The organism is Halomonas alkalisoli, assembly GCF_021412585.1.
Classification (GTDB): Bacteria; Pseudomonadota; Gammaproteobacteria; order Pseudomonadales; family Halomonadaceae; genus Halomonas; species Halomonas alkalisoli.
This window is the reverse complement of the sequence record NZ_JAKCMI010000044.1, coordinates 213,262-232,385: the sequence shown is the minus strand read 5'-3', so window position 1 is coordinate 232,385 and position 19,124 is coordinate 213,262. Positions and strand designations below refer to the sequence as shown.

Sequence of the window (19,124 nt, the reverse complement as noted above, 5' to 3'; positions counted from 1 at the left end):
GTATTCTGCCTATCTTTCGGTGCCGCCTCTTTCAGGGCCTTATTCTCAGCGCTATTCGGCCTGTGAGGCGGCCTGCGGCGTATGGGCGGCATGCAAGCGTGCAATCAGCTGGTCTTCCAGGGCGAAGCGTTCGGTCAACCCCTTGGCCAAGCGATCGAGCCAGGCGGGCAGCCTGGGCAGGAAATGCTGGCAGCGCACCGGCGTGGAGTAGTCGGCATCGAAGGCGAGGACTAGCTCGGTGGACATTTCCAGCCGTTCGAGCAGCTGTGCGGCGATCCCCAATGCATCCTGATCCTCGAAGGCCAGCGCTTCCTCGCGCAGCTGCGGATAGATCTCGAAGTGGCCGGCACTGATGTAGTCCATCAGCAGCTCGCTGAAGCGATCGATCTGTGCCTTGCTCACGGCCTCGAGCTCGGTATCGCAGGCCTCCTTGAGCTCGATGAAGCTCACCAGAAGCTCGCGCCGCTCGTCGAGCCAGCGATCGATCAGCTGGTGTACGCCACCCCAGCGCTCCCGAGCACTCTTGCAATCTTCCAGCATGTCCGCCTCCTTCCCTTGTGAAGCCGAGGCCATTTCGACCCGAAAGGACAGACTCACCCGTGCCACGCTCGCTGTCAATCCTGGGTCGGCCAGAATCCGGCAAGACATGATTCAAGCACGATGCTTCAAACTTGAAATTTCATACTTGAACTATTTCCCTGGACGTCCTAGCCTCAAGACAAACAACGACAACCAGCGGAAGACCACACCCCATGAGAATCGCCTGTCTCGGCGGGGGCCCCGCCGGCCTCTACTTCGCCATCAGCATGAAACTGCACGACGCCTCTCACGAGATCGTGGTGATCGAGCGAAACCGCCCCGACGACACCTTCGGCTGGGGCGTCGTGCTCTCCGACGAGACCCTGGACAACCTGGCGCGCAACGATACCGTGAGCGCCGAACGGATCCGCGGTCATTTCGCCTACTGGGATGACATCGCCGTGATCCACGACGGCGTCAAGACGGTCTCCACCGGCCACGGCTTCTGTGGCATCGGCCGTCACAAGCTGCTGGTATTGCTGCAGCAGCGCGCCCGGGAGCTTGGCGTGGAGCTGCGCTTCGAAAGCGACATTCCCGAGGAGCGCATCGATGAGCTGAGCCGCGAGTTCGACCTGGTGCTGGCCGCCGACGGTCTCAATTCGCGCACCCGCCAGCGCTACGCCGAACACTTCAAGCCCGACATCGACGTGCGCGCCTGCAAGTTCGTCTGGCTGGGCACCCACCAGACCTTCAATGACGCCTTCACCTTCATCTTCGAGAAGACCGAGCACGGCTGGGTGTGGGCCCATGCTTACCAGTTCGACGCCGATACCGCGACCTTCATCGTCGAGTGCAGCGAAGCCACCTGGCAGGCCTTCGGCTTCGGCGAGATGAGCCAGCAGGAGTCCATCGCCGTCTGCGAGCGGATCTTCGCCCGCCATCTGGGCGGCCACGCACTGATGACCAACGCCCACCACATTCGCGGCTCGGCCTGGATCAACTTCCCCCGGGTGCTCTGCGAGCGCTGGAGCGTCGACAACGTGGTGCTGATGGGCGATGCCGCGGCCACCGCGCATTTCTCCATCGGTTCCGGCACCAAGCTGGCGCTGGAGAGTGCCATCGCCCTGGCGGAGTACCTGCACAGCGAACCCGACATGGCCGCCGCCTTCGCCCGCTACGAGGCGGAGCGGCGCACCGAGGTGCTGCGCCTGCAGTCGGCGGCGCGCAACTCCACCGAGTGGTTCGAGCAGGTGGAGCGCTACCTGGACCTGGATCCGGTGCAGTTCAACTACTCGTTGCTGACCCGCTCCCAGCGCATCAGCCACGAGAACCTGCGCCTGCGCGACCCGGCCTGGCTCGAGAGCGCCGAGCGCTGGTTCCAGGCGCAGGCGGGCAACCCGGAAAGCGACCGCGCGCCCATGTTCGCCCCCTTCACGCTGCGCGACATGCGCCTCGCCAACCGCATCGTGGTCTCCCCCATGGCCCAGTACAAGGCGGTGGAGGGACGGCCCACCGACTGGCACTTCGTGCACTACGCCGAGCGTGCCAAGGGCGGCGCCGGCCTGGTCTACACCGAGATGACCTGCGTCTCGCCCGAGGGGCGCATCACCCCGGGCTGTACCGGCTTCTACGCCCCCGAGCACGAGGTCGCCTGGAAGCGGCTGTGCGACTTCGTCCATACCGAGACGCCGGCGAAGCTGTGCGCCCAGATCGGCCACTCCGGCCCCAAGGGTTCCACCCAGCTCGGCTGGCAGGAGATGGACGCGCCGCTGCCCGAGGGCAACTGGCCGATCCTGGCGGCCTCCGCCGTGCCCTGGTCGGATCGCAACCAGGTACCCAAGGCCATGGACCGCGCCGACATGGACCGCGTACGCGACGAGTTCGTCGCCGCAGCGAAGATGGCCGAGCGCGCCGGCTTCGACATGCTCGAGGTGCACGCCGCCCACGGCTACCTGCTGTCGTCGTTCATCACGCCGCTGACCAACCGTCGCGAGGACGCATACGGCGGCCCGCTGGAAAACCGCATGCGCTACCCGCTGGAGGTGATCCGCGCGGTGCGCCAGGCGTGGCCGGCCCACAAGCCGCTGTCGGTGCGCATCTCGGCCAACGACTGGGTCGGCGACGAGGGTGTGACCCCTGACGAGGCGGTGGCGATCGCCCGCCTGCTGCAAGCCGCCGAGGTGGACATCGTCGACGTCTCCGCCGGCCAGACCTCGACCCGGGCCCGGCCGGTCTACGGCCGCATGTTCCAGACGCCCTTCTCGGATCGCATCCGCAACGAGACCGGCATCGCCACCATGGCGGTGGGCAATATCTACCAGGCCGACCACGTCAACTCGATCCTGATGGCGGGCCGCGCCGACCTGGTCTGCCTGGCCCGGCCACACCTGGCCGACCCCTACTGGACCCTGCACGCCGCGGCGGGCCTTGGCGACAGCCAGTGCGACTGGCCGCAACCCTATGGCCCCGGCCGCGATCAGCTGCAACGCCTGGCCGAGCGCGGCGAGGGCTGGACATGAGCGATGACATGAACGAGAGCGAAATGCAGGGCAAGCGCGTGGTCGTCACCGGCGGCGGCAGCGGCATCGGCGCCGACATGGCGCTGGCCTTCGCCGAGGCCGGCGCCGCGGTGACCATCACCGGACGGCGGGGCCCTGCCCTGGAGGCCGTGGCCGAAGGGCACCCGAACATCTCCACTGCCGTGGCCGACGTGACCAGCGAAGCCGACATGATCGCGCTCTTCGAGCGACTGGGCGAGGTCGATATCGTCATCGCCAACGCCGGCGCCGCCGACAGCGCGCCGCTTTCGCGCACCTCGCTGGCGCAGTGGCAGCACATGCTCGAGGTCAATCTCACCGGGGTCTTCCTGACCCTGCGCGAGGGACTGCGCCACCTCAACGATGGTGGGCGCCTGATCGCCGTGGCCTCCACCGCCGGGCTCAAGGGCTACGCCTATGTGGCGCCCTACTGCGCCGCCAAGCACGGCGTGGTGGGCCTGGTACGCGCCCTGGCCCGGGAAACCGCGAGCCGAGACATCACCGTCAATGCGCTGTGCCCCGGCTTCACCGATACCCCGCTACTGGAAGCCAGCATTGCCAACGTGGTCGACAAGACCGGCCAGAGCCCCGAGCAGGCCCGCGTCCACTTTCAATCGACCAATCCCACGGGGCGGCTGATCCAGCCTGCCGAGGTCACGGCCACGGCGCTATGGCTGTGTGGCCCCCATAGCGGCGCCATTACCGGTCAGGCGATCTCGATCTCGGGAGGTGAGGCATGAGCACCGAATGCCAGCCACTCGAGCCGGCAACGCCTGCCGGAGACTCCCTTGGCAAGGAGTCCCTGAACAAGGAGTCCCTGAGCAAGGAGCGCCTGCGGCTATGGCTACGCATGCTGCGGGTGACCCGCCAGATCGAGGCGGAGCTGCGTGAAAAGCTGCGCGTTGAGTTCGACTCCACCCTGCCCCGTTTCGACGTCATGGCAGCGCTCTTCCGCGACTCGGACGGGCTGAAGATGAACGAGCTGTCGAAGCGGCTGCGGGTCTCCAACGGCAACGTCACCGGCATCGTCGAGCGTCTCGTCGACGACGGCGCCGTCGAGCGCATCGCCATCGAGGGCGACCGCCGCGCCACCCTGGTGCGGCTCACCGCGGCCGGACGCGCCACCTTCACCGAGATGGCCAGGGCCCATGAAGGCTGGGTCAACGCCCTGCTCGACGGCGTCACCGAAGACGACGCCCACCATATCGGCGAGCTGCTGCACGGCTTGCCGGCCGATACGGGAGAAAGACAATGAAACTGGCGGACCTGACGCCGCAACACTTCCTCTGGCGCATGGAGGGCGAGGTCGCCGTCATTCGCCTGAACCGCCCCGAGCGCAAGAATCCGCTCACCTTCGACAGCTACGCCGAGCTGCGCGACACCTTCCGCGACCTGGTCTATGCCGAGGACGTCAAGGCGGTGGTATTCGCCGCCAACGGCGACAATTTCTGCTCCGGCGGCGATGTGCACGAGATCATCGCCCCGCTGGTCGATAGCGACATGAAGGAGCTGCTGGCCTTCACCCGCATGACCGGTGACCTGGTCAAGGCGATGATCCACTGTACCAAGCCGGTCATCGCCGCCGTCGATGGCATCTGCGTCGGTGCCGGGGCGATCATTGCCATGGCCTCGGACATCCGCTTCGCCACGCCCCGGGCCAGTACCGCCTTTCTCTTCACCCGGGTGGGCCTGGCCGGCTGCGACATGGGCGCCTGCGCCATGCTGCCGCGCATCATCGGCCAGGGGCGCGCCGCCGACCTGCTCTACAGCGGGCGCAGCATGAGCGCCGAGGAGGGCCATCAATGGGGCTTCTACAATCGCCTGGTGGAGCCTGAGGCACTGGAGGCCGAAGCCATCGCCTACGCCACCCGCCTGGCCCAGGGGCCGACCTTCGCCCACGGCATCACCAAGACCCAGCTCAACCAGGAGTGGTCGATGAGCCTCGACCAGGCCATCGAATCCGAGGCCCAGGCCCAGGCGATCTGCATGCAGACCCGCGACTTCGAGCGGGCCTATCGCGCCTTCGCCGCCAAACAGAAGCCGGTCTTCGAGGGGGATTGATGAGCGACACGAGCTTTCTTCACTGGCCCTTCTTCGAACCGCGCCACCGCGACCTGGCCGAGCGCCTGGAAGCCTGGTGCAGCCGCGAGCTGCCCCGGGACCACGCCCACGTCGACGCTACCTGCATCCAACTGGTGCGCGACCTCGGCCAGGCCGGCTTTCTCGAGGGCACCGCCGGCGACGCCATCGACGTGCGCAGCCTCTGCCTGATTCGCGAGACCCTGGCCCGCCACGACGGCCTGGCCGACTTCGCCTTCGCCATGCAGGGGCTCGGCACCGGGTCGATCAGCCTGTTCGGCAGCGCAGAGCAGAAGGAGTGGCTGCAGAGAACCCGCCGCGGCGAGGCGCTGGCCGCCTTCGCCCTGACCGAACCGCGCTCCGGCTCCGACGTGGCCCAGCTCGACACCACCGCCGAGCGTGACGGCGACGGCTACCGCATCAACGGCGAGAAGACCTGGATCTCCAACGGCGGCATCGCCGATCTCTACACCCTGTTCGCCCGCACCGGCGAAGGCCCGGGCGCCAAGGGGCTCTCCTGCTTCCTGGTGCCGGCAGACACGCCGGGCCTCGAGGTTCGCGAGCGGCTGGAGACGATCTCGCCACACCCGCTGGCACGGCTCGGCTTCAATGATATGAAACTGCCGGCGAGCGCCATGATCGGCCAGCCCGGCCAGGGCTTTCGCATCGCCATGGCGGTACTCGACGTGTTCCGCTCCACGGTGGGCGCCGCCGCCCTGGGCTTCGCCCGCCGCGCGCTGGATGAGTCGCTCGACCGCGCCGGAAACCGCGAACTGTTCGGCGCCAGCCTGGCCGACCTGCAGATGGTGCAGGGGCACCTGGCCGAGATGGCGCTGGACGTGGATGCGGCGGCACTGCTGGTCTATCGCGCCGCCTGGACCAAGGACATGGGCGCCGAGCGGGTCACCCGCGAGGCCGCCATGGCCAAGCTCTACGCCACCGACCGCGCCCAGGCAGTGATCGACAAGGCGGTCCAGCTGCATGGCGGCGACGGTGTGCGCAAGGGGCATATCGTCGAGAGCCTCTACCGCGAGATACGCGCCCTGCGCATCTACGAGGGCGCCTCGGACGTCCAGAAGGTCATCATCGCGCGCTGTGCCCTAGCCGATCATTCCGCCGCCGAGGGCACCCGGAAAACACGATAACAACGACGACGAATTGCCAGATACCGTATCCCCTGTCGACGCCATTGGCCGGCGCCGAACAATAACAACACGATGTACGGAGAATGGTCATGCTGACACCATCGGCCCACGCCGATACCTTCGCCCGGGACAATCTTCCGCCGGCGGAACAGTATCCGGCACTGTTGCTCGACGGCTTCGACTACCCCGACCGCCTCAATGCGGGGGTGGAGCTCTGTGATCGACTGGTCGCGCAGGGGCACGGCGACCGTGTCGCCCTGATCGGCAACGGCCGACAGCGCACCTACCGCGAGCTGGCCGAGTGGACCAATCGCCTGGCCCATGCCCTGGTGGAGGAGCTCGGCCTGCGCCCGGGCAACCGGGTGCTGATCCGCTCGGCCAACAACCCGGCCATGGTGGCCTGCTGGCTGGCCGCCACCAAGGCCGGCGCCGTGGTGGTCAATACCATGCCGATGCTGCGTGCCGGCGAGCTGAGCCAGATCGTCGACAAGGCCCAGGTGTCGCTGGCCCTGTGCGACAGTCGCCTGCTGGACGAACTGGAACAGTGTGCGGCGGACAGCGCCTTTCTCCAGCGTGTCGTCGCCTTCGACGGCACCGCCAATCACGACGCCGAACTCGACCACCTGGCGCTGGACAAGCCCACCGACTTCCGGGCGGTGGCCACCGCCGCCGACGACGTGGCGCTGCTCGGCTTCACCTCCGGCACCACCGGCAAGCCCAAGGCCACCATGCACTTTCATCGCGACCTGCTGATCATCGCCGACGGCTACGCCAGGGAAGTGCTGCAGGTGACGCCGGACGACGTCTTCGTCGGCTCGCCACCGCTGGCCTTCACCTTCGGCCTGGGCGGCCTGGCGATCTTTCCGCTGCGCTTCGGCGCCACGGCGGTACTGCTGGAACGCGCCTCGCCACCCAACATGCTCGATATCATCCGCGAGCATCGCGCCACGGTGGTGTTCACCGCGCCCACCGCCTACCGCACCATGCTCGCCTCGCCGGAGAGCGGACGTGAACTGGCGAGCCTGCGGATGGCGGTGTCGGCCGGCGAGACCCTGCCACCGCCGATCTACCACGACTGGATCGACAAGACCGGCACGCCGATCCTCGACGGCATCGGCGCCACGGAACTGCTGCATATCTTCATTTCCAATCGCCTGGACGATCACCGCCCCGGCTGCACCGGCAAGCCGGTGACGGGTTACGAAGCCCGTGTGGTGGATATCGACATGAACGAAGTGCCCCGGGGCGAGGTGGGCCGGCTGGCGGTACGCGGCCCCACCGGCTGCCGCTACCTGGCCGATAGCCGTCAGCAAGGCTATGTCCGGGACGGCTGGAACATCACCGGCGATGCCTTCTATCAGGACGAGGCGGGTTATTTCCACTTCGCGGCCCGTAACGACGACATGATCGTCTCCGCCGGCTACAACATCGCCGGCCCCGAAGTCGAGGCGGCGCTGCTGGCCCACGACAGCGTGCAGGAGTGTGCCGTGATCGGCGCACCGAATGGGGAGCGTGGGCAGATCGTCGAGGCCTTCGTGGTACTGTCTCCCGAGATCGAGCCGGACGAGACTTGCGTGCAACGCCTGCAGGATTTCGTCAAGCAGACCATTGCACCCTACAAGTACCCCCGTTCGATCCGTTTCGTCGAGGAACTGCCCAAGACGGCCACCGGCAAGATACAGCGCTTCCGACTACGCCAGGAGCACTACCCGAGTGACGGCTAGCCCGCGCCTCGACGACAATGAGCAACGAAGGACGCAGCGAATCAGAGCGCAGTGAACCAACAACAAGCAATGACGCATAGAGGAATGATCCCCATGAAGACAATTGCCAGCCTCGGCCTCGGCCTGCTGATGACCTCCGCCCTGACGGCGGCCCAGGCCGATGACGTCAAGATCGGCATGATCACCACCCTGTCCGGCGGCGGCTCCCACCTGGGCGTCGATGTCCGTGACGGCTTCATGCTCGCCATCGAGCAGTCGGGTCGCGATGACATCGAGGTCCTGATCCAGGACGATGCCAACCGCCCCGACCTGGCCAGAAGCCTCTCCGACGAGTTCATGCAGCGCGACAACGTCGACATCCTGACCGGCATCATCTGGTCCAACCTGGCCATGGCGGTGGTACCCGCCGCCGTGCGCCAGGGCACCTTCTACATCTCGCCCAATGCGGGCCCCTCGGCCCTGGCCGGGCGCCAGTGCCACGAGAACTACTTCAACGTCGCCTGGCAGAACGACAACCTGCACGAGGCCATGGGCGCCTACATGAGGGAAGAGGGCTTCGAGCGGCCGATCCTGCTGGCGCCCAACTACCCCGCCGGCACCGATGCCCTGGCCGGCTTCAAGCACCGCTACGAGGGCGAGGTGGTCGACGAGATCTACACCCAGATGGGCCAGAACGACTACGCCGCCGAAATCGCCCAGATCCGCGCCAGCGACGCCGACAGCCTGTTCTTCTTCCTGCCCGGCGGGATGGGTATCTCGTTCATGAAGCAGTACGAGAACTCCGGCGTCGAGCTGCCGCTGTTCGGTGCCGCCTTCTCTTTCGACGAGATCATCATCCAGGCCGTGGGCAGCGCCGCCATCGGCACCATGAACACGTCGCAGTGGGCCTATGACCTGGACAACGATGCCAACCGCGCCTTCGTCGACAGCTTCCGCGAAGCCTATGAGCGCACCCCGACGCTCTACGCCTCCCAGGGCTTCGACAGCGCCAACCTGATCCTCAGCGCACTCGAGAAGGCGCACCCGAGCGACCAGGATGCCTTCCGCGAGGCCCTGCGTGAAGCAGACTTCGACTCGGTGCGCGGCAAGTTCCGCTTCGGCGACAACCACCACCCGATCCAGGACATCTACGTGCGCGAAGTGGTCGAGGGCGAGAATGGCCAGCCCACCAACCGCCTCGTCGGCCTGGCCATCGAAGATATCCAGGACGTCTACGCCGTCGACTGCCAGATGTAAGCCACAGGCGCCGGGCCCACGCGGCCCGGCTTTCCGTCACCTTCTGACACGGGATGCATGACGTGACCGCCACCCTGTTTCTCGAGCAGCTGCTCAACGGCCTTCAGCTGGGTACCATGCTGTTTCTCATGGCCAGCGGCCTGACCCTGGTGTTCGGCGTCATGGGCCTGATCAACCTGGCCCACGGCTCCTTCTACATGGTCGGTGCCTATGCCACGGCATCGGTCACCGCTGCCACCGGCTCCTTCCTGGTGGGACTCAGTGCCGGGATAGTGGCCGCCGCCGCCGTCGGCGCGCTCGTGGAGCTGCTGGTCATTCGCCGCCTCTATCACCGCCCCCACCTCGACCAGGTATTGGCCACCTTCGCGCTGATCCTGGTCTTCTCCGAGGGCACCCGCTGGCTGTTCGGCTCATCGCCGCTGTGGCTCAGCCCGCCGGAGATGCTGACCGGCTTCGTCACCCTGCCAGGGGGCGCCCGCTACCCGCTCTACCGGCTGGTGATCATCGCCGTGGGGGTACTGGTGGCCATCGGGCTCTACCTGTTGATTTCACGCACTCGCCTGGGGATGCGTATCCGCGCCGGCGAGAGCGACCGCGAGATGATCGGCGCGCTGGGCGTCAATATCGCGCGGCTCTACACCCTGATCTTCGCCATGGGTGCGGCGCTGGCCGGCCTGGCCGGCGCCATGGTCGGCGCCTTGCAGTCGGTCCAGGTGGGGATGGGCGAGCCGGTGCTGATACTGGCCTTCGTGGTGATCGTCATCGGTGGCATCGGCTCGATCAAGGGCGCCCTGTTCGGCGCCATCCTGGTCGGGGTGGTGGATACCATGGGGCGCGTCTTCCTGCCGGGCTTCTTCCGCAACTTCATGAGCCCGGCCGAAGCCGCTGGGGTAGGCTCCGCCGTGGCCGCCATGCTGGTCTACATCCTCATGGCCCTCATTCTCGCGTTCAAGCCGAAGGGGTTGTTTGCCGCCCATGGATAAACTCAAGAGTGAAACCACTGCCCTGCCCGGCCTGCCGGCACTGTCGAGCGAGTGGTTCGACCGCAAGGGGCTGGTACAGATAGGGCTGCTGGCCCTGCTGTTCCTGGCACCGCTGGCGGCCCACCTGCTGGGCCACATCTACTACGTCAACCTGGCCTCGCGGATCACCTTGATCGCCATGGCCGCCGTGGGGCTGAACCTGGCCATCGGCTACGGTGGCATGGTGAGCTTCGGCCACGCCGCCTACTTCGGCCTGGGGGGCTACATCGCCGGCATCAGCGCCTACCACGCCTTCGACTTCAGCCCGGTGATGAGCTGGCCCATGGCGATCCCGGGCAGCGACAGCATGCTGGTGATCTGGCTGGCCGCGGCCCTGCTGTGTGGCCTGCTGGCACTGGCCATCGGGGCGATCTCGTTGCGCACCACGGGGGTCTACTTCATCATGATCACCCTCGCCTTCGCCCAGATGATGTACTACTTCGCCAACTCCTGGCCCACCTACGGCGGCGAGGACGGCCTGCCGATCTATGTCCGCAATACCCTGCCCCTGGTCGATACCGGCCAGCCGTGGACCTTCTTCCTGATCGCCTTCTCCGGCCTGCTGCTGGCCATGGCGATCACCTCGCGGATGATGAAGTCGCGCTTCGGTGCCGCCCTGACCATGGCGCGCCTCAACGACACCCGCCTGGCCACCGCGGGCATCTCTCCCTACCCCATTCGCCTGGTGGCCTTCGTCATATCGGCGATGATCACCGGCCTTGCCGGCGCGCTCTATGCCGATCTCAACGGCTTCATCAGCCCGACCATGTTGAGCTGGCACATGTCCGGCGAACTGATGGTGATCGTGATACTCGGCGGCGTGGGCCGACTCTATGGTCCGCTGGCCGGCGCCATCCTGTTCGTGATGATGGAGACCCTGCTGGGCGGCATGACCGAGTACTGGAAGCTGTTCCTCGGCCTGGTCCTGCTGCTGGTCGTGCTGTTTGCCAAGCACGGCGTGATGGGCTGGCTGGCCGGGAGGGAGCGACATGTCTGACGTGGTGCTGACACTCAACCATCTGCAGAAGCGCTTCGGGGCACTGCAGGCCACCCGGGACGTCTCCCTGGAGCTGAACCGGGGCGAGATCCACGCGCTGATCGGCCCCAACGGCGCCGGCAAGTCGACCCTGATCGGCCAGATTGCCGGCAACCTGAAACCCGATGCCGGCAGCGTCCATCTGGCGGGCCAGGAGATCACCGCGCTGAGCGTCGCCCAGCGGGCTCGCCTGGGCCTGGGCCGCAGCTTCCAGGTCTCGTCCCTGGCCGAACCTCTGTCGGTGCTGCGCAACGTGATGATCGCGGTCCAGGCGCTGCAGGGCCACAGCTTCCGCTTCTGGAAACCGGTGCACCGGGACGAAAGCCTGCTGGCACCGGCACGGGAGGCCCTGGAGCGCATGCAGCTCGGCCATCGCGCCGACACGCCGGTCTCCGAACTCTCCCACGGCGAGCGCCGCCAGGTGGAAGTCGCCTGTGCCCTGGCGCTCAAGCCCCGCGCCCTGCTGCTCGACGAGCCCATGGCCGGCCTGGGGCCGGAAGGCACCGCGCATCTGACAAACCTCCTGGAGGCGCTCAAGCAGGAGGTACCGATCCTGCTGATCGAGCACGACATGGACGCGGTGTTCCGGCTCGCCGACCGTATTTCGGTACTGGTCGCCGGCAGCGTGATCGCCCAGGGCAACAGCGCCGAGATCCGCCGCAACCCCGACGTGCGCGAAGCCTACCTGGGAGACTGAGATGCTTACCGTCACCGATATCCACACCTACTACGGCCCCTCCCAGGCCCTGTTCGGCGTCAATTTCGCCGTCAAGGCCGGCGAACTGGTCGCCCTGATGGGCCGCAATGGCATGGGCAAGACCACCACCATCCGTTCCATCTTCGGCCTGACCCCGGCCCGCAGCGGCAGCATCGAGTTCGAGTCCCGGGATCTGCGCCGACTGCCTGCCTACCGCATCGCCCAGGCCGGGCTGGGCCTGGTACCCGAGGGGAGACGCTGCTTCCCCAACCTCTCGGTACGCGAGAACCTGGTGGTAACGGCGCGTTCGGGCCACTGGAGCCTCGAGCGTGTCGAAGCACTCTTTCCCCGGCTTTCCGAGCGGCGCTATCAGATGGCCAACACTCTCTCGGGCGGCGAGCAGCAGATGCTGGCCATTGGCCGGGCCCTGATGACCAACCCGCGACTGCTGGTGCTGGACGAAGCCACCGAGGGGCTCGCCCCGGTGATACGCAAGGAGATCTGGTCGGCCATACGACGGCTGAAGCAGGAGGGACAGTCGACGGTGATCGTCGACAAGTCGCTCTCCGAGCTGCTGCCGCTGGCCGACCAATGCGTCATCCTCGAGAAGGGCCGCACCGCCTGGAGCGGCCAGCCAGATGCCCTGGATGATGCTACCCGCGACCGCTACCTGGGTGTCTGAGGAGACGAGCCGATGCCATTCACCACCCTGCGCAAGGTGCGTTTCCAGCACTGCGATCCGGCGGGTATCGTCTTCTACCCGCGCTATTTCGAATTGCTCAATTCCGTGGTCGAGGACTGGTTCGCCGAGGTGGTCGGACACGACTTCAACGAACTCCACGTCACATCCCGTACCGGCGTGCCCACCGCCAGCCTCGCCACGGACTTCCACGCCCCCAGCCGGCTGGGCGAGACCCTCCGCTTCGAGCTGACCGTGCGCCGTGTCGGCCGCACCAGCCTGGCACTGCGCATGACGGCCCGCTGCGGCGACCAGCCACGACTCACCTGCGACTCCACCCTGGTCCTCGTCGACCTGGACAGTGGCCGCCCCCTGCCCTGGCCAGACGCCATGCGTCGCCACTTTGTCATCGACTGCCCAGAAGGATTATCCGATGAATGATGCCCCCGTACACCAGCAGCTACACCCGACGAACTGGAAGGCCGCCGTGGGCTATGCCAACGGCATCGTGGCGACCGGCCGCACCATCTTCGTCGGTGGCCAGATCGGATGGAACGGCGACCAGGTCTTCGAGAGCGACGACTTCGTTGACCAGATCCACCAGGCATTGGCCAATATCGTCAGCGTACTGCAGGAGGCGGGAGCCGGCCCGCAGCATGTGGTACGTCTCACCTGGTACGTTACCGACAAGCGGGAGTACCTGGCCAGGCTCAAGGAGGTGGGTGCGGCCTACCGTGAAGTCATGGGCAAGCACTTCCCCGCCATGACCATGGTTCAGGTCGCCGACCTGATCGAGGACCGCGCCAGGGTCGAGATCGAAGCGACCGCGGTGCTGCCCGAAAATCAGTGATGACAGCCGCGGATCCACTCGACGAAGCGCCCACCGGGGCGGTAGTGATCGAGAATGGAGAAGTGGTCGTCGGCTCCCAGAGCATCGGCACTCACTTCGATGCCCTGGCCACGCAGATGCTCGGCATGGGCCAGCATCTGCCGCTCGAACTCGCCGGACTCCTTGCCACCAGCCACCAGGGAGACCCTGGCCGGCACCCGGCAGGGCTGGAACAGCGGGCTATAGTCGGCGACGTCGCGTCCGGTGAGCTGGAGCTTGGGCTGCAGCCATGACCAGGGGAAGGGGCGCAGGTCATAGAGACCGCTGATCGCCAGCACGCCACGGATCAGGTCGTTGGGCAGGCCGTAGTCACCCTCCCAGTCGGTGGCCAGCAGCATGGCGCAGAGATGACCGCCGGCGGAGTGGCCGGAAACGCTCAGCCGGTGGGGGTCGACGCCCAGCGATTCGCCGTGACGATACATCCAGGCCACCGCCGCCCGGCTCTGGCGCACCAGTTCGCTGAACGGCACGGCGGGACAGAGCGCATAGTTGACCACCGCCACGGTGATGCCGGCCTCCACCAGGCCGTCGACGATAAAGCCGAACTCCTTGTGGCTCAGCGAGCGCCAGTAGCCACCGTGAATGAAGAGGTGCACCGGTGGGGGGCTGTCCGCCTGAAAATTGCCATGGGCATGGAAGATATCCATGCACTCGGCAAGGGTCGGGCCGAAGGCCACGTCCTGTGTCACTCGGTAGCGCGCACGGGAGGCCTCGCTTCTCTCGCGCCACGCTTCCAGCAGCGTCGGCATCGCCAGCGGGTCACGGCCCCGCGAGGGGTCATACTCGCGGTCGATCTCCTCCTGGGTGGAAAACTCCCGATAGAGCATGTACGGCTCCTGTGATCATCATTGTTATTGGTGGATCTGCTTCATGCCAGGGCGGCGTGCCGCTCCCGGAAGGCCGACAGCACCATGCCCAATGGGGCCAGCGCCAGCACCAGGAAACCGATCAGGGTCCAGCCGGGCAGCGAGATACCCATGAGCAGGAAGTCGATCTCGGCGCATTCGCCGGAGCCCGAGAACACCATCGCCATCACATCGCGCAGCGGCAGGACATCCATCATGTAGTCGAGTCCGGGGCCGCAACTCGGCACCTGGTCCGGCGGCAGCGACTGCAGCCAGAGATGGCGCCAGGCCACCGCGATGCCGCCGATCACCGCGGCCAGCGACAGCCCGCTATAGACGACGGCGCCCACCCGCCCACGCGGGTTGTGAATGGCAGCAACGAGGAATACCGCCGCCGCCGCCAGCACCGCCACACGCTGGAAGATACAGAGCGGACAGGGCTCCAGGCCGGCGATATGCTCGAGCCCCAGCGCCACCAGCATCATCAGGGTGCAGAAGGCCAGGCCGGCCAGGCTCCAGTGGCGCACGCTCAGGCGTTGCAGCGTCGCGGTCATGAGGTTTCTCCCCGGCTTTCCGCCACGGCGGCGCGCGGCTCACGGGCACTATCGAAGTAGCGGCTGAGAAACGCATCGAAGTCATCGACATCGGCGGCTTCGATCTCGCCCTGCTGTTGATGGGAAGTCTCCACCAGCTGATCGAACAGCGCCTCGCGGGCCGGGTCCATGGGCTCGGCCCGTAGCTGTGCGGCCTGCTCCTGGGCCATGGCGAGAACATGATCGATGAACTCCTCGCCGCTCTCCTCGAGCCGGCTCAACAGCTTGCCGGAGGGCGTCAGCGAGGGGTCGGAGAGGCTCGGCAGCTGTGCTGCCAGGGCGTCGCGGTGCGGCGAGCCCTCCTCGAGCTGGTCGAGCAGCTCGGCCACCTGCTCCATCTCCGCGCAGATCTCCCCGCCCCAGTCGGCCACCGAGCGAAGCTGGCCACCGTGCTCCAGGCGCAGCTCGGGGTCGCGCCCACGCTCCACCACACGCTGGCGGTTGTCGTCGAGACGGTCGCACTCCTCGTCGGGAATCCAGGGACTCTCGGAGAGCAGGCACCACATCAGGAAGGTGTCGAGGAAACGCAGGCGGGGCTCGTCGATGCCCAGGGCAAGCGAAGGGTCGAGATCGAGACAGCGCACCTCGATGTACTCCACGCCGCGAGCCTCCAGGGCCTGGCTGGGGGTCTCGTTCTGGCGGGTCACCCGCTTGGGGCGGATGTCGCTGTAGTACTCGTTCTCGATCTGCAGGATATTGGCATTGAGCTGTTGCCAGTTGCCGTTTTCCTCTACGCCCATGGCCGCATAGGCGGGCCAGGGCGTGGAAATGGCGTGGCGCAGGGTGCCGACATAGTTGGACAGCGAGTTGAAGCAGATCTTCAGCTGCGCCTGCACCTTGTTCTGGTAGCCCAGGTCCGACATGCGCAGGCTGGTGGCATGGGGCGAGATCAGGGTGTCGCGACCATGTGCCTGCAGCTTGTCGGGAATCCTGCCGTCGGGGAGGAAGCTGCGATCCAGTGCCGGCGAGGCACCGAACAGGTAGAGCAGCAGCCAGCTGTGACGACGGAAATTGCGAATCAGGCCGAAATAGCGGCTGGAACGATAGTCGTTCATGGGGATGTCGGCTGCGCCATCCCGCTCCCGCAGCACCTCCCACAGCTCGTTGGGCAACGACACATTGTAATGAATGCCGGCGATAGCCTGCATGATCCGGCCATAGCGCACGTCCAGCCCCTTGCGGTAGACGTGCTTCATGGTGCCCACATTGGAGCTGCCGTAATCGGCGATGGTCACGCTGTCGTTGCCATCGAGGCGCGACGGCATGCTGGCCGGCCAGATCAGCTCATCGCCCAGGCGGCGATAGCTGAAGCGATGCAGGTCGGCCAGGAAGGCCATGGCATCGCCCGGGCGGCAGTACACCGGGGTAATGTACTCCAGCAGCGCTTCGGAGTAGTCGGTGGTGATATAGGGGTGGGTCAACTTGGAGCCCAGCGCCCGGGGGTGCGGTGTGTCGGCGATTCGCCCCTGGGCATCGACACGCAGCCCCTCCTTCTCGATGCCCCGCAGCAGGCGGCCGAAGCGCCCCTGTGCGGCGAGAGCGGAAAGGTGTGAAACGGTGGCAGTATATGAATCAGACAAGGCATTGACCCCATGTCTCGGAAGCCTGATGCAGGTTCCCCGGTCGAAGCGTACCGGCCGCCGAGAGCGGCCGACAATGGGCTGACAGCTGTAGATGAGAGTATGGCGTCAGGGGTGCAGGGTTCAAGACTTGCCCTTCTTTGCCTTGAGCAGCGCAGCACCCAGGGCGCCCACCGGGCTGGCCGGCTGGCTCTGCTGCCCGGCGCCGCCATTCCTGCGCGCCGGCTTGCCCTGGCCCCGGCGTTCGTCACCACCGCCGCGCCGCGGCTTGCCGCCGGCCTCCTCGCCCGGCTGGTCGTCCAGGCGCATGGTAAGGGCGATGCGGGCACGCTCGAGGTCCACGCTCATCACCTTGACCTTGACGATATCCCCGGCCTTGACCACGGTGCGCGGGTCATCGACGAACTTGTCCGACAGGGCCGAGATGTGCACCAGCCCGTCCTGATGCACGCCGATATCGACGAAGGCGCCGAAGTGGGTCACGTTGGTCACGGTACCCTCCAGGATCATGCTCGGCTCCAGGTCCTTGAGCGTTTCCACCCCTTCGCGGAACTCGGCGGCCTTGAACTCCGGCCGCGGATCACGGCCCGGCTTGTCGAGCTCCTTGAGGATATCGCTGATGGTAGGCACGCCGAAACGCTCGTCGGCGAATTCGGCGGGCTTGACCGCCTTGAGGGTGGCGCTGTCGCCGATCAGGCTGGACAGCTCCCGACCGCTGCGCTTGGCGATGCGCTCCACCAGCGGGTAGGCCTCGGGGTGGACCGCACTGGCATCGAGCGGATTGTCGCCGTTCATGATGCGCAGGAAGCCCGCGCACTGCTCGAAGGTCTTGGGGCCCAGGCGGCTCACGTCGAGGAGCTGCCTGCGGCTGACGAAGGCGCCCTCGGCGTTGCGTCGGGCGACGATATTCTCGGCCAGGGCCGGGTTGAGGCCGGCCACGCGGGACAGCAGCGCACTCGATGCCGTGTTGAGATCCACCCCGACGGCATTCACGCAGTCCTCGATCACGGTTTCCAGGCTGCGGGAGAGCTGAAGCTGGGAGACATCGTGCTGGTATTGCCCCACGCCGATCGCCTTGGGCTCGATCTTGACCAGCTCGGCCAGGGGGTCCTGCAGGCGCCGGGCGATGGAGACCGCGCCGCGGATGGTGACGTCGAGGTCGGGCAGCTCCCGGGACGCGTACTCCGAGGCGGAGTAGACCGAGGCACCGGCCTCGCTGACCATCACCTTGGCCAGCGTACGCTTGCCCGGTCCTTGGCGTGACGCACACAGCTTGAGCAGGTCGGCGGCGAGCCGGTCGGTCTCGCGACTGGCGGTGCCGTTGCCCACCGCGATCAGCGCCACATCGTGGCGTTCCACCAGCCTGGCCAGCTCGGCCAGGGAGGCGTCCCAGGCGTTGCGGGGGGCATGGGGATAGATGGTGGCGTGCTCGAGGAACTGGCCCGTGGCGTCCACCACGGCCACCTTGCAGCCGGTGCGCAGGCCGGGGTCGATGGCAAGCGTCGCCTTCTGCCCGGCCGGCGCGGCCAGCAGCAGGTCCTTGAGGTTGGCGGCAAAGACACCGATGGCGGCGAGCTCGGCGCTCTCGCGCAGCCGCCCCATCAGTTCGGTCTCCAGGTGGGTATAGAGCTTGACCCGCCAGGTCCAGCGAACCACGTCGGCGAGCCACTTGTCGGCGGCACGGCCCTCGTCGCGGATCTTGAAGTGGCGGGCGATAGCGACCTGGGCCGGGTGAATCGGCGCCTCGTCTTCACCGGGCAGGCGAATCGCCAGGGTCAGCACCCCTTCGTTACGGCCGCGGAACATCGCCAGCGCCCGATGCGACGGCACCTTGGCCAGCTTCTCGTCATGTTCGAAGTAGTCGGAAAACTTCGCGCCCTCGCGCTCCTTGCCGTCCAGTACCCTGGCGCTGAGCTCGCCCTCGTTCCACAGGCGCTCGCGCAGTAGCCCGACAAGTTCGGGGTCCTCGGCGAAGCGCTCCATCAGGATCTGCCTGGCCCCATCCAGTGCCGCCTTGGCATCCTCCACGGCGGGAATATCGCCCTCGGCAGGACGCAGATAGCGGCCGGCTTCGGTCTCCGGATCCAGGGTCGGATCGGCGAACAGGGCATCGGCCAGCGGCTCGAGCCCGGCCTCACGGGCGATCTGCGCCTTGGTCCGGCGCTTCTTCTTGTATGGCAGGTAGAGGTCTTCCAGGCGCTGCTTGGTGTCGGCCGCCTGGATCTGCGCCGCCAGGCCATCGGTCAGCTTGCCCTGTTCCTCGATGGCGGCGAGCACGGTGTCGCGGCGCTCCTCGAGTTCGCGCAGATAACGCAGGCGCTCGTCGAGCTGGCGCAGTTGGGTGTCATCGAGGCCACCGGTGACCTCCTTGCGATAGCGCGAGATGAAGGGCACGGTGGCTCCGCCGTCGAGCAGCTCAACCGTGGCCGATACCTGCTGCGGTCGAACGGCGAGCTCTTCGGCGAGGCGTGAAATGATTCGGGTCGTGGCGTCCATGACATCCTTGATGTAGCAACAGCAAAAGATCGCGCCAAGTTACCATA

Annotated in this window: 18 protein-coding genes; 13 read left to right on the top strand and 5 right to left on the bottom strand. The window is 66.7% G+C overall.

Annotated features, from left to right (window positions below; all coding sequences use genetic code 11):
- Nucleotides 1–51 precede the first annotated feature (51 nt).
- Nucleotides 52–540 (bottom strand): sigma D regulator, encoded by a 489-nt coding sequence (gene rsd / locus LY622_RS21100; RefSeq protein ID WP_234292692.1) that lies wholly within the window; start codon nt 538–540, stop codon nt 52–54.
- A gap of 212 nt (nt 541–752) precedes the next feature.
- Here rsd and LY622_RS21095 point away from each other — a divergent pair, with 212 nt between their 5' ends.
- The 13 genes from LY622_RS21095 (at nt 753) to LY622_RS21035 (ending at nt 13,524) form a co-directional block, all read left to right on the top strand.
- The gene (locus LY622_RS21095; protein WP_234292691.1) at nt 753–3,038 is read left to right on the top strand and encodes a bifunctional salicylyl-CoA 5-hydroxylase/oxidoreductase; all 2,286 of its coding nucleotides are present in this window, start codon (nt 753–755) and stop codon (nt 3,036–3,038) included.
- Complete coding sequence (locus LY622_RS21090; protein WP_234292690.1) at nt 3,035–3,796, top strand: SDR family NAD(P)-dependent oxidoreductase; 762 nt, start codon at nt 3,035–3,037, stop codon at nt 3,794–3,796. The genes LY622_RS21095 and LY622_RS21090 overlap by 4 nt, the downstream gene beginning before the upstream one ends.
- Nucleotides 3,793–4,311: a MarR family winged helix-turn-helix transcriptional regulator gene (locus LY622_RS21085; RefSeq protein WP_234292689.1), complete on the top strand. Its 519-nt coding sequence runs from the start codon at nt 3,793–3,795 to the stop codon at nt 4,309–4,311. The genes LY622_RS21090 and LY622_RS21085 overlap by 4 nt, the downstream gene beginning before the upstream one ends.
- On the top strand, nt 4,308–5,117 hold the full coding sequence (locus LY622_RS21080) for an enoyl-CoA hydratase family protein (protein ID WP_234292688.1): 810 nt from the start codon (nt 4,308–4,310) through the stop codon (nt 5,115–5,117). The genes LY622_RS21085 and LY622_RS21080 overlap by 4 nt, the downstream gene beginning before the upstream one ends.
- On the top strand, nt 5,117–6,280 hold the full coding sequence (locus tag LY622_RS21075; RefSeq protein ID WP_234292687.1) for an acyl-CoA dehydrogenase family protein: 1,164 nt from the start codon (nt 5,117–5,119) through the stop codon (nt 6,278–6,280). The genes LY622_RS21080 and LY622_RS21075 overlap by 1 nt, the downstream gene beginning before the upstream one ends.
- 89 nt (nt 6,281–6,369) lie before the next feature.
- Entirely contained in the window at nt 6,370–8,004 is a 1,635-nt protein-coding gene (locus LY622_RS21070; RefSeq protein WP_234292686.1) for a benzoate-CoA ligase family protein, read from the top strand.
- A 93-nt stretch (nt 8,005–8,097) separates the two neighbouring features.
- Nucleotides 8,098–9,240: an ABC transporter substrate-binding protein gene (locus LY622_RS21065; protein ID WP_234292685.1), complete on the top strand. Its 1,143-nt coding sequence runs from the start codon at nt 8,098–8,100 to the stop codon at nt 9,238–9,240.
- A 53-nt stretch (nt 9,241–9,293) separates the two neighbouring features.
- The gene (locus LY622_RS21060) at nt 9,294–10,223 is read left to right on the top strand and encodes a branched-chain amino acid ABC transporter permease (RefSeq protein WP_255762672.1); all 930 of its coding nucleotides are present in this window, start codon (nt 9,294–9,296) and stop codon (nt 10,221–10,223) included.
- Nucleotides 10,216–11,259, top strand: a complete 1,044-nt coding sequence (locus LY622_RS21055; RefSeq protein ID WP_234292684.1) for a branched-chain amino acid ABC transporter permease — start codon at nt 10,216–10,218, stop codon at nt 11,257–11,259. The genes LY622_RS21060 and LY622_RS21055 overlap by 8 nt, the downstream gene beginning before the upstream one ends.
- Nucleotides 11,252–11,995: an ABC transporter ATP-binding protein gene (locus LY622_RS21050; protein WP_234292683.1), complete on the top strand. Its 744-nt coding sequence runs from the start codon at nt 11,252–11,254 to the stop codon at nt 11,993–11,995. Before LY622_RS21055 ends, LY622_RS21050 begins: the two co-directional genes overlap by 8 nt.
- Nucleotide 11,996: 1 nt before the next feature.
- Entirely contained in the window at nt 11,997–12,677 is a 681-nt protein-coding gene (locus LY622_RS21045) for an ABC transporter ATP-binding protein (protein ID WP_234292682.1), read from the top strand.
- 12 nt (nt 12,678–12,689) lie between these two features.
- Nucleotides 12,690–13,115 (top strand): acyl-CoA thioesterase, encoded by a 426-nt coding sequence (locus LY622_RS21040; RefSeq protein WP_234292681.1) that lies wholly within the window; start codon nt 12,690–12,692, stop codon nt 13,113–13,115.
- Entirely contained in the window at nt 13,108–13,524 is a 417-nt protein-coding gene (locus tag LY622_RS21035; protein ID WP_234292680.1) for a RidA family protein, read from the top strand. Before LY622_RS21040 ends, LY622_RS21035 begins: the two co-directional genes overlap by 8 nt.
- On the opposite strand, the gene LY622_RS21030 is transcribed toward LY622_RS21035, so the two are convergent.
- From LY622_RS21030 to LY622_RS21015, 4 genes are all read right to left on the bottom strand, one after another.
- Nucleotides 13,518–14,390: an alpha/beta hydrolase gene (locus tag LY622_RS21030; protein WP_234292679.1), complete on the bottom strand. Its 873-nt coding sequence runs from the start codon at nt 14,388–14,390 to the stop codon at nt 13,518–13,520. The genes LY622_RS21035 and LY622_RS21030 overlap by 7 nt on opposite strands.
- 41 nt (nt 14,391–14,431) lie before the next feature.
- Nucleotides 14,432–14,962, bottom strand: coding sequence for a disulfide bond formation protein B (locus LY622_RS21025; RefSeq protein ID WP_234292678.1), 531 nt, complete (start codon nt 14,960–14,962; stop codon nt 14,432–14,434).
- On the bottom strand, nt 14,959–16,581 hold the full coding sequence (gene gshA, locus LY622_RS21020; protein ID WP_234292677.1) for a glutamate--cysteine ligase: 1,623 nt from the start codon (nt 16,579–16,581) through the stop codon (nt 14,959–14,961). The genes LY622_RS21025 and gshA overlap by 4 nt, the downstream gene beginning before the upstream one ends.
- A gap of 123 nt (nt 16,582–16,704) precedes the next feature.
- Complete coding sequence (locus LY622_RS21015) at nt 16,705–19,077, bottom strand: Tex family protein (RefSeq protein ID WP_234292676.1); 2,373 nt, start codon at nt 19,075–19,077, stop codon at nt 16,705–16,707.
- Nucleotides 19,078–19,124 lie beyond the last annotated feature (47 nt).

Bases quoted from the DNA above. Each gene is read 5' to 3' on its own strand.
- rsd (WP_234292692.1), bottom strand. From the start codon at position 540: ATGCTGGAAGATTGCAAGAGTGCTCGGGAGCGCTGGGGTGGCGTACAC.
- LY622_RS21095 (WP_234292691.1), top strand. From the start codon at position 753: ATGAGAATCGCCTGTCTCGGCGGGGGCCCCGCCGGCCTCTACTTCGCC.
- LY622_RS21090 (WP_234292690.1), top strand. From the start codon at position 3,035: ATGAGCGATGACATGAACGAGAGCGAAATGCAGGGCAAGCGCGTGGTC.
- LY622_RS21085 (WP_234292689.1), top strand. From the start codon at position 3,793: ATGAGCACCGAATGCCAGCCACTCGAGCCGGCAACGCCTGCCGGAGAC.
- LY622_RS21080 (WP_234292688.1), top strand. From the start codon at position 4,308: ATGAAACTGGCGGACCTGACGCCGCAACACTTCCTCTGGCGCATGGAG.
- LY622_RS21075 (WP_234292687.1), top strand. From the start codon at position 5,117: ATGAGCGACACGAGCTTTCTTCACTGGCCCTTCTTCGAACCGCGCCAC.
- LY622_RS21070 (WP_234292686.1), top strand. From the start codon at position 6,370: ATGCTGACACCATCGGCCCACGCCGATACCTTCGCCCGGGACAATCTT.
- LY622_RS21065 (WP_234292685.1), top strand. From the start codon at position 8,098: ATGAAGACAATTGCCAGCCTCGGCCTCGGCCTGCTGATGACCTCCGCC.
- LY622_RS21060 (WP_255762672.1), top strand. From the start codon at position 9,294: ATGCATGACGTGACCGCCACCCTGTTTCTCGAGCAGCTGCTCAACGGC.
- LY622_RS21055 (WP_234292684.1), top strand. From the start codon at position 10,216: ATGGATAAACTCAAGAGTGAAACCACTGCCCTGCCCGGCCTGCCGGCA.
- LY622_RS21050 (WP_234292683.1), top strand. From the start codon at position 11,252: ATGTCTGACGTGGTGCTGACACTCAACCATCTGCAGAAGCGCTTCGGG.
- LY622_RS21045 (WP_234292682.1), top strand. From the start codon at position 11,997: ATGCTTACCGTCACCGATATCCACACCTACTACGGCCCCTCCCAGGCC.
- LY622_RS21040 (WP_234292681.1), top strand. From the start codon at position 12,690: ATGCCATTCACCACCCTGCGCAAGGTGCGTTTCCAGCACTGCGATCCG.
- LY622_RS21035 (WP_234292680.1), top strand. From the start codon at position 13,108: ATGAATGATGCCCCCGTACACCAGCAGCTACACCCGACGAACTGGAAG.
- LY622_RS21030 (WP_234292679.1), bottom strand. From the start codon at position 14,390: ATGCTCTATCGGGAGTTTTCCACCCAGGAGGAGATCGACCGCGAGTAT.
- LY622_RS21025 (WP_234292678.1), bottom strand. From the start codon at position 14,962: ATGACCGCGACGCTGCAACGCCTGAGCGTGCGCCACTGGAGCCTGGCC.
- LY622_RS21015 (WP_234292676.1), bottom strand. From the start codon at position 19,077: ATGGACGCCACGACCCGAATCATTTCACGCCTCGCCGAAGAGCTCGCC.